Origin of the sequence: Pacificimonas aurantium (genome assembly GCF_020092905.1) — a bacterium.
Taxonomy (GTDB): Bacteria; Pseudomonadota; Alphaproteobacteria; order Sphingomonadales; family Sphingomonadaceae; genus Pacificimonas; species Pacificimonas aurantium.
The window spans coordinates 380,658-393,038 of sequence record NZ_JAGSGB010000001.1 but is presented as its reverse complement, the minus strand read 5'-3'; the positions used below and the strand labels follow the sequence as shown (position 1 = coordinate 393,038).

14 protein-coding genes are annotated in these 12,381 nt (G+C 67.2%); 1 reads left to right on the top strand and 13 read right to left on the bottom strand.

Annotated elements, in window-relative coordinates; all coding sequences use genetic code 11:
- Positions 1–15 precede the first annotated feature (15 nt).
- The 8 genes from KCN53_RS01980 to KCN53_RS01945 all read right to left on the bottom strand — a co-directional run bounded on the left by KCN53_RS01980 (position 16) and on the right by KCN53_RS01945 (position 4,778).
- Positions 16–1,215 carry a hypothetical protein gene (locus KCN53_RS01980; RefSeq protein ID WP_088711683.1) on the bottom strand — a complete coding sequence of 400 codons (1,200 nt, stop codon included), beginning with the start codon at positions 1,213–1,215 and terminating at the stop codon, positions 16–18.
- A complete protein-coding gene (locus KCN53_RS01975) occupies positions 1,203–2,408 on the bottom strand; it encodes a glycosyltransferase (RefSeq protein WP_088711684.1) in 1,206 nt (401 codons plus the stop codon). Before KCN53_RS01975 ends, KCN53_RS01980 begins: the two co-directional genes overlap by 13 nt.
- Positions 2,409–2,634: 226 nt before the next feature.
- Positions 2,635–2,820 carry a hypothetical protein gene (locus KCN53_RS01970; protein ID WP_088711685.1) on the bottom strand — a complete coding sequence of 62 codons (186 nt, stop codon included), beginning with the start codon at positions 2,818–2,820 and terminating at the stop codon, positions 2,635–2,637.
- Positions 2,821–2,877: 57 nt separating this feature from the next.
- Positions 2,878–3,306 carry a hypothetical protein gene (locus KCN53_RS01965; protein WP_088711686.1) on the bottom strand — a complete coding sequence of 143 codons (429 nt, stop codon included), beginning with the start codon at positions 3,304–3,306 and terminating at the stop codon, positions 2,878–2,880.
- A gap of 48 nt (positions 3,307–3,354) precedes the next feature.
- Positions 3,355–3,903 (bottom strand): glycoside hydrolase family 108 protein, encoded by a 549-nt coding sequence (locus tag KCN53_RS01960; RefSeq protein ID WP_088711687.1) that lies wholly within the window; start codon positions 3,901–3,903, stop codon positions 3,355–3,357.
- Positions 3,900–4,307 (bottom strand): hypothetical protein, encoded by a 408-nt coding sequence (locus KCN53_RS01955; protein ID WP_088711688.1) that lies wholly within the window; start codon positions 4,305–4,307, stop codon positions 3,900–3,902. Before KCN53_RS01955 ends, KCN53_RS01960 begins: the two co-directional genes overlap by 4 nt.
- Complete coding sequence (locus KCN53_RS01950) at positions 4,304–4,483, bottom strand: hypothetical protein (protein WP_143712184.1); 180 nt, start codon at positions 4,481–4,483, stop codon at positions 4,304–4,306. Before KCN53_RS01950 ends, KCN53_RS01955 begins: the two co-directional genes overlap by 4 nt.
- Positions 4,476–4,778 carry a hypothetical protein gene (locus tag KCN53_RS01945; protein WP_088711690.1) on the bottom strand — a complete coding sequence of 101 codons (303 nt, stop codon included), beginning with the start codon at positions 4,776–4,778 and terminating at the stop codon, positions 4,476–4,478. The genes KCN53_RS01950 and KCN53_RS01945 overlap by 8 nt, the downstream gene beginning before the upstream one ends.
- A 64-nt stretch (positions 4,779–4,842) precedes the next feature.
- Here KCN53_RS01945 and KCN53_RS01940 point away from each other — a divergent pair, with 64 nt between their 5' ends.
- The gene (locus tag KCN53_RS01940; protein ID WP_088711691.1) at positions 4,843–5,037 is read left to right on the top strand and encodes a hypothetical protein; all 195 of its coding nucleotides are present in this window, start codon (positions 4,843–4,845) and stop codon (positions 5,035–5,037) included.
- On the opposite strand, the gene KCN53_RS01935 is transcribed toward KCN53_RS01940, so the two are convergent.
- Genes KCN53_RS01935 through KCN53_RS01915 form a run of 5 tightly spaced genes read right to left on the bottom strand, consistent with a single transcriptional unit; the run spans position 5,034 to position 12,376 of the window.
- Positions 5,034–5,774, bottom strand: coding sequence for a hypothetical protein (locus tag KCN53_RS01935; protein ID WP_088711692.1), 741 nt, complete (start codon positions 5,772–5,774; stop codon positions 5,034–5,036). The genes KCN53_RS01940 and KCN53_RS01935 overlap by 4 nt on opposite strands.
- Complete coding sequence (locus KCN53_RS01930) at positions 5,774–6,109, bottom strand: hypothetical protein (RefSeq protein WP_088711693.1); 336 nt, start codon at positions 6,107–6,109, stop codon at positions 5,774–5,776. Before KCN53_RS01930 ends, KCN53_RS01935 begins: the two co-directional genes overlap by 1 nt.
- Positions 6,106–6,696 (bottom strand): DUF4376 domain-containing protein, encoded by a 591-nt coding sequence (locus KCN53_RS01925; RefSeq protein ID WP_088711694.1) that lies wholly within the window; start codon positions 6,694–6,696, stop codon positions 6,106–6,108. The genes KCN53_RS01930 and KCN53_RS01925 overlap by 4 nt, the downstream gene beginning before the upstream one ends.
- The gene (locus KCN53_RS01920) at positions 6,693–9,401 is read right to left on the bottom strand and encodes a hypothetical protein (RefSeq protein WP_088711695.1); all 2,709 of its coding nucleotides are present in this window, start codon (positions 9,399–9,401) and stop codon (positions 6,693–6,695) included. The genes KCN53_RS01925 and KCN53_RS01920 overlap by 4 nt, the downstream gene beginning before the upstream one ends.
- On the bottom strand, positions 9,401–12,376 hold the full coding sequence (locus KCN53_RS01915) for a phage tail length tape measure family protein (protein ID WP_088711696.1): 2,976 nt from the start codon (positions 12,374–12,376) through the stop codon (positions 9,401–9,403). Before KCN53_RS01915 ends, KCN53_RS01920 begins: the two co-directional genes overlap by 1 nt.
- Between the last annotated feature and the right edge of the window lie 5 nt (positions 12,377–12,381).

The following is a 12,381-nucleotide window of genomic DNA, read 5'->3' as shown; positions in this document are numbered from 1 at the left end:
CCGCTCATCCTGTCGCTAGTAGGTCGCACCCAGGGTCAGGACCGGTCCGGAGGCCGGGTTGCTGTCCCCTGCCACACGCAGGCGATAGCTGGCGAAGGCCGACAGGGTCGCCGAACCGAGCGAGAGCCTTGCGCGAAGCTGCGGCCCCGCTTCAACGAATGGCTGCCGCCCGTCGCCGTCCTGCCAGCCGCTCCATAGACCGCCCCCCGCTATCAGGTTCGGAAGGACCCGGTAGCCGGCGAAGCCATGCCCGCCGGCAAAGAGAATAGGGTCCGAAAGCCCGGCCATGCCGGCATCCGCATAGGCGCTGAGCGTGAGACCAGTCGGATCCTCCGCCGTAAGGCCGCCGGAAAGCCTGAACTGCCACAGATTTTCTCCGCCGCTCAAAGCGAGGCGCCGTTCCGCAACAAGGTCGGGCCCGTTCGGCCCCAACGGCTGCCAGCCGATCCCTGGCGCGATCTCCTGAGAGCCTGTAGCTCCAGGGCTCCGCGTATAACGAAGTGATCCGAAGACCGGCCTGGCCGCCAGCGGGTCCGGGGTGAACCGCGCAGCGACAGCCTGCTGGCTGCCGCCCAGTCCCGGCAGAGACGCGGGATCGGCCGGAGACGGACCGGGGCGGTGCAATGCGAAGCCATTCACTCTGAAGCGCCGATTGAGGACGGCCAGTTGTGCCCTCCAACTGGCGGCAGCCGGATGGCTGGGCTCGGCAGCCAGCGCAGCGTCAAACTCTGCTGCCGCAGCGCGGCGATGTCCTTCGAGGAGAAGCTCGTAGGCTCGCTTTGCACGGGCGAAGGGCGAAGGCTCGCGGGCCTCTTCAGCTCCAGACGGCGCAAACGACGCGGCGACGGGGCTGGTGAGGTCCGCAGTCTGCGCTGCACGCCTCACCGATTGCTCGGGCGCGCTGCGTTCGCCCGGAGCGAACTCGCACACGCGAACCGGCAAGCGGGGTGCCACAAGCTTCGGCGGGCCACCGAAGGTCGGAAGGCGCGGCTCGGCAAACTCTCCTCCCGGCATGTCGGCGAGGAGATCGAAAACGGGCTCTTCGCGGGGAGGAGGGACAGCATCCGAACCGGGATCGCGCGCGGGTTCGGGCGACGCCTGGGCGTCGGCTCCGCCGTACAGGTCCGCGAACCGCTCTGCCGCAAAGGGAAGCCGCAGCCAGACCCAGATGGCGAGGGCGGCGGCGAGCAGCGAAAGGCCGATCAGGGGCCGCACAGGGCGTCGTCTGCCGGGAATCGATGCCGGGTCTTGTGCCAGACCAGGGGCTTTCGCCGGATTATGAGCTGCATCCATATGCCCGCGGCGCGGGCGGCGGTGGCCATGCTGATGGCGTTGGACACGACGCTGCGGGGAATGGAAAGGAGGCCCTGAACGGCGCCGTGCTGGCTCCAGGTGAACGCAACCCGGATTGCCGTTCTCCAGACAAGGGCGACGCTTGTGATGGTAAGCAGGCCAAGAAGCAGCGAGCCCTGTTCCGCAATCGGCGGGAAGTGCGAAAACTCCGGGACGACCTCACGGAGGCTCATGCACAGGACGCCAAGCGCGAGCCCCAGATAGGCAAACAGGATGACGGGCGCGCTCGCCAGTGCCTTTCTGTCGCGCAGGAACATATATTTGTCTGCAAGCGAGCCGTCCCAGCGCAGCCGGTCCCAGCCCTGATAGGCGATGCCGACGAGCCAGCGTGTTCGCTGTTTCAAGGCCGCGTCGAAGTCGGCGGGAAAATGCTCGCGAGTCGAGACGGCCTCGCCGCCATTTGCGGAAGGCAGGCGCACGAACGCGCCCTTTCCCCGGCGAGAGATGCGAATCCCCAGTTCATAGTCTTCGGTCAGGGAGGCGGGATCGAAGGGCGCGCCCTTCCTACTGGCGGCAACGTCGCCGATCGCACCTCGTTCGAAACAGCAGGCCACGCCCGCCGATGGCAGGGCGGCGCCCAAAAATTCCCGCACGATCAGGTTCTTGCCGTGATTCTCGGCGAACTCGTCGGCATAGGTGCCGCCGACCCATTGAGGGCCGTTGTCTAGGATTGGGACGACAGGCAGTTGCACCATCGTCTTGCGCGGAAGCAAATGATCGAAGATCGCAAGTTCGTCCCGGTGCACGACATCCTCTGCATCGTGGAGAACGATGCCCTTGTAGGGCGCACCGAGAGTTGCTTCTGAGGCGACCATTTCGCGCCACAGGCCGTTCAGGCAATCCGCCTTCGTTGTCGGGCCGGGATTGTCGACGGTGACGATGCGAACGCGACCGTCGGGAACCGCCGCCGCGGCGGAGCGGGTCTGGGGATCGTTCGGGTAGACGCCGACGAAGACGTCGAAGCGTTCGCCCGCCAGCGTCGCTGTCAGATGCCTCAGCATCGGGCCGATGACCTCTGCTTCGTCCCAAGCCGGCACGAGGATGTAGCGGTTCAAAAATTCGAATCACTAATTCGGCCGGGAAGCCGCACCGCGTGAACGCGGTCTTAGAGACCAATTCGAACCCGTTTGGTTATTGCGAAGAATGAGCGGTGGCAGCTTCGTCCGACTGTTTCATGGCGGATCGGGATGCCAAGCCCCCTGCGCTGTATCCGTTTCTGCAGTCGCTCGGCGCAGGTCGCAGTTCTCTGCCTGGGAGGGGCTGAAGCCCCAGTCCGTCTGACTAGATACCCAGGGAATCGGCGCGGCTATTCGCCGTGTCGGCGCGCGCTTGGATATCCCTCAGCTTGCCCTTCAGCTCTTCGCCTTCGGAGGCGTTCAGTTCTTTGGCGTCCTCGATGAAGTCGAGGACCCTTTCGATGGCCTTCAGCGCGAATTCGGCGAAGGCGAGGATGGCGGCAGTCTTCATGACGTTGTCCTTTCAATGCGGGTGCAAGGCAGGTTGAAGCGGGGTTGCAGGGGCGGATCAGCCGGGAGTGAAGGCGTCGACGATGGCCGAGAAGGCGTTGGCTTCGGCAAGCGCCAGCAGCGCCAGCTCCTTCACCGACTTCCCCTCTCCCAGCTCCTGCGCCTGCCGGGCCTTCAGGATGGCGGAGTAGGCTTTCAGCCGCGCCTGGCGGACGCGGTCCCCGGTTTCGCTGCCCGGAACGAGGACGCCGCTGTCGACGGCATCGATCGCAAGCTCCACCGAGTTCGCAAAGACGAGTTCGGCGTTCGCGAGCACCTGCTCATCGGTGTCGGTTTCGGCGAGAACCGGCCTGTCGTTGGAGAGCGCCCCTCCCACACCGGACAGGCCGGTGCCTCCACAGGCGGCAAGCGGAATGGCCGCCAGAAGCAGCAGGATTGCCGTGCCGATCGCTAGACAGCCGCGATCGAGCTTGTGGGTCAGTGACATAGTCGTTCTCCCTCTCAATGGTCGCGCGGCACCGCATCCGCGCGTGGATCATGCGTTCTGGATGCGGTGAAGAATCCAACCGACGAAGAAGCTCTCGAAGCCCGGGTCGCGCTCGGTGATCTCGGCGTAGTGGCGGAACTGGAGGCCATCGAGCGTCCGGACGAGCAGCTCCTCGGCGGCCGCGCCGCGCCGGGCCTTCAGCTCGGCCAGGGCGGCGCGTGTCTTCGGGCCGATGTCGCCGTCGACGACGAGGTCGGCGAAGTCGCGGCCTTTCCGGTTGAGGAGGTTCAGCCCCTGTTGCAGCCAGCGTGCGGAGCGGCCCGGCCCGGCATTGACGCCGCTGTCGACGACTTCGGCGCAGACGCGCGGCATGATCTCGAGCAACCGGTCGAAGCCCGGCGCGACGACATACTTCCGGTAGTAGATGTCATGGGCGCGGCTACGCGGCAGGTCGCGCATGTCGCCTTCGTAACCGTCAAGCCGGGCGTTCCGCTCGGTGATGCCGTACTTGGTCGCGCCGCCAGGATCGTCCGGATGATCGACGAAACCGCGCTCGCGCTCGATCACGCCGTCGATGATGTTCTGAAGAGAGGTCATAGCAGCCACCTGACAAGGCCGGCACAGGCAAGGAGGGCGGCACCGAGCGCGAGATAGCGCCGGCGGGGAAGCGCCTCGGCCGCCTGGTTGCGGCGGATTACGAGAAGGATGAGGATCAGCGTGGCAAAGCCTTCGTTCGCCACGACCACGGCCTGCTCCCAAGGGGCGAGCGCGCGCATCGCTGCGAGATATTCGGGCAGCGCGAAGAGGATACGGACGTCGGCGATCGACAGGTGCAGGATCAGGCACATGAGCAGGCCGGAGAGCTGCGCGTAGGGAGATTCGACCACCCCGCGCAGTCCGCCGCCGCGCCAGGCTTCGAGCACGAAGTCCCTGAAGCCGAAGGCGGCGAAAAGCGCACCGACGGCCGTCGCCAGCTGCAAGAAGAGCAGCAGCCCGATCACCTGTACCTCTCCAGTATGCCCTTCAGCGCCGGATCTCGGGCGATGCCGGTCCGGTCCATTACGGACTGGACGTCCTGGCGGCGGTCGGCGGCGCGCTTTGCCGCCGTGCCGTAAACGGCGGCGTCGAACGAGGCGTCGAACCAGCTCTCGATGCGGCGGCCGACCCACTCAAGCACGGGCAGTTCCGCGGACATGTTCTTTGATCGCCGCCAACTCGGCGAGGATGCCCGAGATGGCCTGGCTGTGGATGCGATCCGATTCATCGAGCTCGCCGGCCAGCAGGCGCGCGGCCTCCCGGTTGTCCTTTGCCGCACCGCGCCACAGCCGCGCGATCGCGACGACCAGCACCATCGAGCAGATGGTGACGAAGAGCAGGCTGAAGAGAGCGATGCCTGCGAGGTTCTCCGCCGAGGCGAAGATCCCGGCGAGGCCGGTCGTCGTTGAGCCGATTTCGGTTGCCACCTGGGTCATGGTGAGCTGTTTTATGGGTAGTAGCGGTCGCGGGAGGGCGTCCGCCAGCAGACGGGAGAAACTTATGGCAGACGCTGAATCGCCGGAAGCCGTGGCGCTTGAGCTGGTAAAGATGATTGCTAACGCGGAGGGGAAGATGCTCAGCGGCCCGAACGCCAACGTGGGAAAAGCCTGGGTGCTCAGGACCTATGCTTCGGCCATTCGGACGGTTCGGCAGCCCAATCTTGTTGGGGACTACGTTGAGGGACTGCCCGACTAGACCCATTCGCGCAGCTCGAAGGCCCAGCGGCTCTTCTCGCCTTCCCGGCGGCCATATCGTTCGAAGCGGCCGAACAGGCCGTAATGAACGCCGCGGGCGAAATAGGTCGCGCCGGCGTCGTCCTCTGCCACCACGAGCGGGTCTTCAGTCCCCAGCCGACCGGTCAGGTCCCAAATCGCGGCCAGCTCCTCGTCGGAAAGGTCACCCCAAGTCCAGCTGAGTTCGGCAAAGCGTGCACCTGGCTGGACTGCGAAGCCGCCGCTGGCGAGCCGTTCGGCCGAGCCCGTGCTCCCGCGTTTGCGACCGTAACCGAACTCGCGGTCCCAGCCGGTCGTCAGGGCGCGGCTGAGGACGATCCGCGCGCAGGCCGGGACGGCGGTCGTGGGGGTAAATGTGACCCGGAGATAGCGCTCGATCTGCAGGCCGGAAAATCGCCGGATGAAGCATCCCCGATGCGGGCTACCGATCTCCGCCAGCGCATCGCCAGGTAAGAGCTCTGTCTGGTAGCTGGCGCCGCCGTCGACCTCGACTGTCATTCCCGTCGCGACCGTATTCACGAACGCGATCGTGTCGAAGGCACGGGCGGCGCCGAGATCGATGTAGATTTCGGCCGGGTCGGAACTGCCGGCCCCGGTCCAGGATTCCTTGGGGTCGCGCGACTGGAAGAATTGGTCGCCGGTTCCGCTGTCCGCGGCGACGTCCGCGAAGGCGATCGGCTCCAGAAGAATAAGACCCATCAGCCGAGCCTCCGCAACACGGTGAGGAGGGTCGTTGTGCGACCGCGTTCCGGCCGCGCCCCCAGGACGAAGGCATCCTCGCCGTTGATCGAGACGGTACGGCCGACCAGCTCGTCATGCTCGCCGGCGACCCGGTGGCGTTCCTTCACCATCGGACCGGCGCGAAACGCGAGTTGCCGGCCCGCCTCCGCCTGCGCGTCCGCCCGCGCGACCAGCGGCGACGCGACCTCGACGCGCTGCGCTTCGGCTCCGAACGCGTCGGCATGTCCCGAGGACGCGCTCGCGACCAGGTTAGGCGCGCGGAGATAGCTGGCGGTACCGGCACTCAGGCTCATGGCCAGCCCTCCCCGACGCAGACGGCTGCCAACTCGGGATCGGTTTCGGCAGCGTCGATCTCGGCGCGCAGCTGCTGCGCGCGCTCGTGGCAAGCCATCAGGTGCCGGTCGAGCCCTGCGCCCAGCTCAACGACCCCCTCTGCATCGAGCGCGGCGGCGCTGTTGTCGGCAAGGGTCCAGGCGCGGAAAAAGGGCGCTTCGGCGGGCCGGGCGAGATAACCGAGTGCAGCGATGACAGCCGTGCGGATTCGGCTGCGCGAGACCGGGTCCGACTGGACCCGTCCGAAAGGCATGTCGAAGCCTGCATCCTCCGCGCGCAGGCGGCTTCGCCGGACACGGTGCCGGGAAGCGGCTTTCGCGGCGTCGAGCAGCGTAGCGGCCACGGCTGGTCCGTCGCGGACCGGCTCTTCGCCCGGAATGTCATAGAAGCCGCGGCGCGCGGGGTCCCAGGCGGTCGTCGGCGGCTGTTCCAGAGCCGAGCGCGGCACCCGCGCAACCTCCTCGCCCTGGCCGGGCACAGGCGGTTCGGGATGAAGGCCGCCGATCGGGGCCCCGGTCTGGCTTTCGAACAGGAGGAAGCGTCTCATACGCGCAGCTGGCTTTCGGCTTGGTTGACGGGACCGGTGCCGGTGTTGGACCGGAGGATCGTGCCGCGGATGCGGAAGCTCTTCGTCACGCTGGACGAATTGGTGATGATCAGGGTGTGGGTTGCGACCGCCGGACTGCCGGAGCTGTAGGTTTCGGTTTCGCCGGCATCGGCGGTCCAGGCACCGTTGATCTCGCCGTACTCGATCTCGCAGCTGAACCCGCCCGAGCCGGTCGGTGTCGGCAGACTCGCCTGGGCATAAACGGTTCGCGATTCCCCGGCCGCGAGGGCGAACTCGATGATCGACGACGTACCGAAGCCAAGGTTCACGGCGACGAACGCGGCGTCGTAGGGCAGTGGCTCGTGGAGAACGGGCTTCACTGTCACGTAGAAGGAACCGCCCTGCGCCCGCTCGCCGGCAACGATGAAGAGGGGGCCGAGCCCGCTTGCCAGTGCTGGATCCGAAACCCAGCCCGAGGGCGGCCAGCTGGTCGTACTGCCGGGCTTTGCCGGATCGGGCGATGTCGAGCGCTTGTAGGCGAAGCGCGTCTCGCCGCCATCGTCGCCCGCCTCGCCTTTCTTGACGACGCGGAAGGGCACGAAGAACCGGTCGCTTTCGCCCTGATGACTGACCAGGATCGAGATCGATCCGCTCTCCGCACTCACCGAGATGACGGAAAGCGTCTCGTCCGCTTCGTCGGCGACGCAGCCTGCACCCTGTACCGCGCTGTAGGAGGCGGAGGCTGTGATATCCTCGCTGCCGCGCTTCGCGGTCAGGGTGGTGAGGGCAGGAAGCGAACCGCTGACTGGATAGCCATTCTCGTCCGCCTCGATCAGAATAACCGGCGGGTCCGCTGTGATGCGAAAGGGCGAGGTGCCCTCGTCGCCCTTCTCGCCGTGCCGGGCGCCGACCCAGTCGATGCGAACCTCTCGGGTCTGACCGCGCGCGTAGAGGAGCGCCTGCATCGAGCCCTCGGTGTCGCCGGTGTCGATGTCGTCGAGGCGGAACGTCGTGCCGAAGATTGCCGCGTCGCAGTTCGTGTCGACCAGGGCCGAGAGGCTCGCGTCGCCGGTTATCTCTTCCTCGCCCTGAAACACCTTCAGAACCGAGTAGCGCGGGAGCGGGTCGATCGGCTGGCCCAGCTCGTCCAGCGAAAGCGATATGACCGGCGGGCTCGCATCGAAGGTGATCGGCGTTGTCCCGCCTTCTAGAACCAGTTCCCAGTAGGTCCCGTTCGGCGGCGCCAGGGACGGCCCCGAGACATGGTCGGCCTTTGCCCGCCAGCTCTTGTTCTCATGGGTGACGAAGTCGTTCGTCAGATAGGCGATGTTCGCCGATGACCACACACCGCGGAACCGCAGGCCGGTTTCGGCGAGCAGGACTTCCTTCCAGCGCGCCGCATCGTCGAGCGACGTCCCTGCGGCAGGCTCGGGATGAATATATTCGTAGAGGCTGCCTTCCTCGGACGCGATGTCGCCGCGCCGATATTCGCGCGTCTCGTCGAAGGGACCGACGAAGCGCTGCGCCGCCGCGTCGACGATCTCCCCTCCGCTGTGAACGCGGTAATTTTGCCGGTAGCCGAGATCCACCGCGGCGACCGGGGCAAAGGTCTGCAGCCGCTCATAGCCTTCGGAAGAAAAGGCAGCCTCCGGCGCGCCGAAGGTCCATTCGCCAAGCTCGATTTCCCCGTCTGGCGTCACACGCCAGAACAGCGAGACACCCGACAGCAGCAGCTGCAGGATCTCGGCAACGGTGGCGGCCTTGCCGACGTGCAGTCCTGCCGCACCGGGCCGTGCCGCTGTTGCCGCCGCGAGTGTGCCGGCTGCGAGGGCCGGACCGCCGCCCGCCGCAATCAGCTGGGCGGCAATCTCGGCCGCGGTCTCTGCGAAGCCGCCTTCTGTTTCGCCTTCGATGTCGGCGGTCAGCGGGCCGGAGGGCCGCGTCCACCATTTCACGCAGGCGATTGAAGGCGCGGCAGCACCGAGATGCGTGGTGCCCTCGCCCAGGTCGACGGCGCGGAGCGCGGCAAGCGTCGCGGCCATGCTTCCCTGCCACGAAACCTCCTGAATCTTCGCCGCGTCCGCCGGATAGCCGCGGTCGCGTATCTCTCCGAATGCCTGCAGCGGCCGTGCAGGGTCGCCGGCTTCGTACAGGTTCTCCGCGGCGATCAGCGGCAACAGCTCGACATTATGGACCGTCCCGAAACTACGGCGCTTCAGCCGTCCTTCGGCCCCCTCATCGCCTTCGAGATCGCCGGTTCCTGAGAAGCTTGTGCCGATGAGCGGGACCGCCAGATCCGCAACCCGGTCGGCGATGGTGAGGGACAGCTGCCCGTCCCGCCAGCTCTCCGCCGTCACGCGTCCGGTCAGAATGCGGGTAGCCGCGCCGGAGACGCCCTCTACCCGCCGTTCGAGAACGGCCTCCGCTCCCGGCCAGTAAAGGTCGCGCGCCAGCGCCGTCCTCGCCGCATCGCCCGGCGTCCAGACGGCGGTGAATTGCCGCGGCGCCATCTCGCCGCCAAGCCGCTGGCTGTCGTAGGACAGCTCGGCTCCGATCTCGGGCACCTCGGCAAGGCCGGCCCAGGTCGGAGGGTCGCCTTGCGGATAAGGGTCGCGCGCGCCGCCAGCTGCGATGCAGATCGGCGTAACCGCACCCGTCGAGGGGTCGCGCGGCCGCAATGTCAGGAGGGCGATCGCCGCGCTCATTAGGGCGCGCTCACGTTGAAGTTGTAGCCGCCGCGCCCGGAACCCCCGAACGCTCCGGCCTCGAAAGAACGGCGCAGGTCGGCGACGATCGTGTTCAGTTCGGCGACCTGGTCGTTGAGCTCGTCGAGCTGGGCCGTCTGCTTTTCGGCCTCCGCAAGCTGGCGTTCCGCTTCGCTGACGACGTCTGTTGCGGCGGCCCGGGCGTAGGCGCGATCCTCGGCCAGGCTGCCCGCCGTACCGCCCGCTTCGGCGGACAGGTCAAGAAACCGGCGCAGCAGCGAGGCGAGCCGCGCATTCGCCTCTGCGTCGGTCGGATCGAGATCGGCGCGCAGGGTCTCGATCTCCGACTTCACCTTCGCGCGCTGGTCCGTCGCCGAACCTTCGGCCAATGAGCCGAATTCCAGATCATCGAGAAAGGTCCTCAGCGACCCGACTTGCCTGTCGAGCAGCTGCTCGTGCAGCCGCACCCGGTCCTCGGCGTTCCTGCGCTCGATCTCGACCACATCGAAGCCATATTCACGGGCGATCCGAACGCGCTCGGCTGCCTGGCGCTCGAAGTCGGCCGTAGCTTCCAGGAACGGATTGAAAGCCGCATTCAGCTCGCCTTCAATCGCCTTGACCTGCAGCGCCTCCGCCAGCGCGTCTTCCAGGTCGGGCGAGGAACTCAACGCACGGCGGACGGCCGCACTGATTCCGGTGATGGCGCCGTCGGATATCAGGTCGGCGATCGCGGCGTTCTTGATGCCCTCCGCATCTTGGCCAAAGTCGATCGCGCCGTTCTTCGTGGAAGAGAGCGACCGGCCGGTCTTGTCGAGCCGGTAGTTGCCGTTTCGCACGCTGACGGAAACCGCTCCGCTGCCCACGTCGCCGCCCAGTGCCTGGGCAATATTCTGGATGCCCTCGGTCACCGCATTTGCAACAGCCACAGCGGCCGCGCGGTGCTCGTCGTCGTTCGATTCAATGCGTAGCGGGGCGCCGATCTGGTTGATCGTTGCCTCTCCGACGTCCTTTCCTCCGCCGAACAAGCCGCCCAGAAGGCCGCCAGCGACCGAGCCCAGCAGTGCGCCGACTGAACCGCCGACGAGCGCCCCGGCAGCGCCGCCCAGCGAAGCCCCTGTGCCGGACGAGTTGACACCCAGCAGGTCGAGCGCACCGCCGGCCAGCGTTCCGATCGCCGCGCCGCCCGCTGCCCGCCCGCCGATCGAGCCGAGCGATCCTTCGATCCCCAACCCGTTCAGCAGCGTCTCGATCCCGCCGGTGAGCTCGCCGCCGTCGGGAAGAATGCCGCCGAGCACTTCCTCGAGGCCGTCGCGGAATTCTCCATTCTTGCCGAAGATTTCCGCAAGAAGCGTCGCGGCACCGCCGGACCTGCCGCCCAGGGCGGTAAAGTCGCCCGACTGAGAGCCCGAGATGAGCCCAACCGCGACCGCGATCATGTCGCCGGCCTTGCCGCCGATCAGCTGTCCGATCGCTTCGGCGCGCACCAGCGCCTCGCGCGCGAATGCCGCGCCGGCGCGCGCTCCATTCTCTTCGAATATCTCTGGCGCCTGGTCGCGCAGATAGCGGTCGATCGCGTCGGCCTGCGCGGCACCGGCACCGGCGCGGTAGCGGTCGGCTTGTTCGGCGCTGATGCTGCCCAGGCGTTCGAAGCGCGCGATCTTCTCCAGTTCCTCGCGGTACTTCGCAGCGGCAACGGTAATAGGGTCATAGGCGGCGGCGAGGCGGTCCAGGTCCTGCTGCTGGCGCGCCAGATCCGTGTCGGCGATCTTCTCGATTTGCTCGATCCAGCGCGCGGTGGCGCCCTCGGCCCGTTCGGCCGCCCGGATGTCTGCCTCCGCAGCCTTTTCGGCGGCCTTCTCGCGACGGTCAGCCAGCCGCTCGGCGAGTTCCGCCTCGCGCTGGGTGCGCTTCTCCTCGCGCGCCGCCTGATCTTCCCGAATGGCTTCCAGCCGGGTCGAGGTCTTAATGACGGCAAGGTTAGCCTCGTCGACCGCCTTTCGAGCCAAGGCGAGCCGCTCCTCGGCAGCCGCGATCCGCGAGCCCTGGGCGGCGGAAACCGTTGCCGCTGCAACGCTTCCGCCGGCGCCATTCCCGCCGGCTACGGCACGGGCGATCCGCGCAAGTTCGGCGTCGGCCCTGGCCTTCTCCAACGCAGCCTGCGCAGCCGCGAGCGTCTGCAGCGATTCTTCCCGGCGCGAATAGGCGAGATCCAAGGCGGCAGCCGCTGCCTCTTCGGAGGTGAGCACGCTCTCGCCGAGCGCCGCCTTGTAGGCCCGCTCGACCTCCTCCGCGATCGTGGTGACGCGGATGACTTCCTTCGTGGCATCGGTGTGATCATCGGCAGCGGCGCGGCTTTGCAGGAAGGCCGTGGTAAGCGCCGCGACGACCGTGACCCCGCCGAGCATCGCCGCCCCGAACGGACCGGAGAGAAAGGCTGCCACGCGCCCCAGCCCGCCGCCCAGGCCCTGCATGGCATAGGCCACCTGTCCACCCTGCTGCGCAAAGATCGTCATCGGGCTGACGCCAAGAGCGAACTGTTGCGACACGTCCTGGATTTGGAAGGACAGGTTCTGCATCATCGCGCGCTGCTGACCGGCGCTTTGGGTCACCCGGTTCTGCGGAACCATCACACCGCGAAAAGCCTGCTCGAGTGACTTTGCGAGGCGCGCCTGTTCGCCCATCGACAGAGACGACTGGTCGATGCTGGCATCGAGTGCCCCGACTGCCCCGGCGGTGGCGCGTGCAGCTTCGGACAAATCTCGCTGACTGCGCGTGGCTGCTTCGGTCGACCGGCCGAGCTCCTGTGCGCTGCGGCCGGCCTGCCGTGCTTCCCGGTCGGCTGCCGTCATGCCCTGACTGCCGCGCTGGCCGGCTTCGCCCAGGCTCTCGACGGCCTCGGCTGCCTGGCGCACTTCCTGCCCGACCAGGCCGAAGCCGTCGGCGCGGAGCCGCAGCCTGAGATCGAGATCGGTCATGGCGC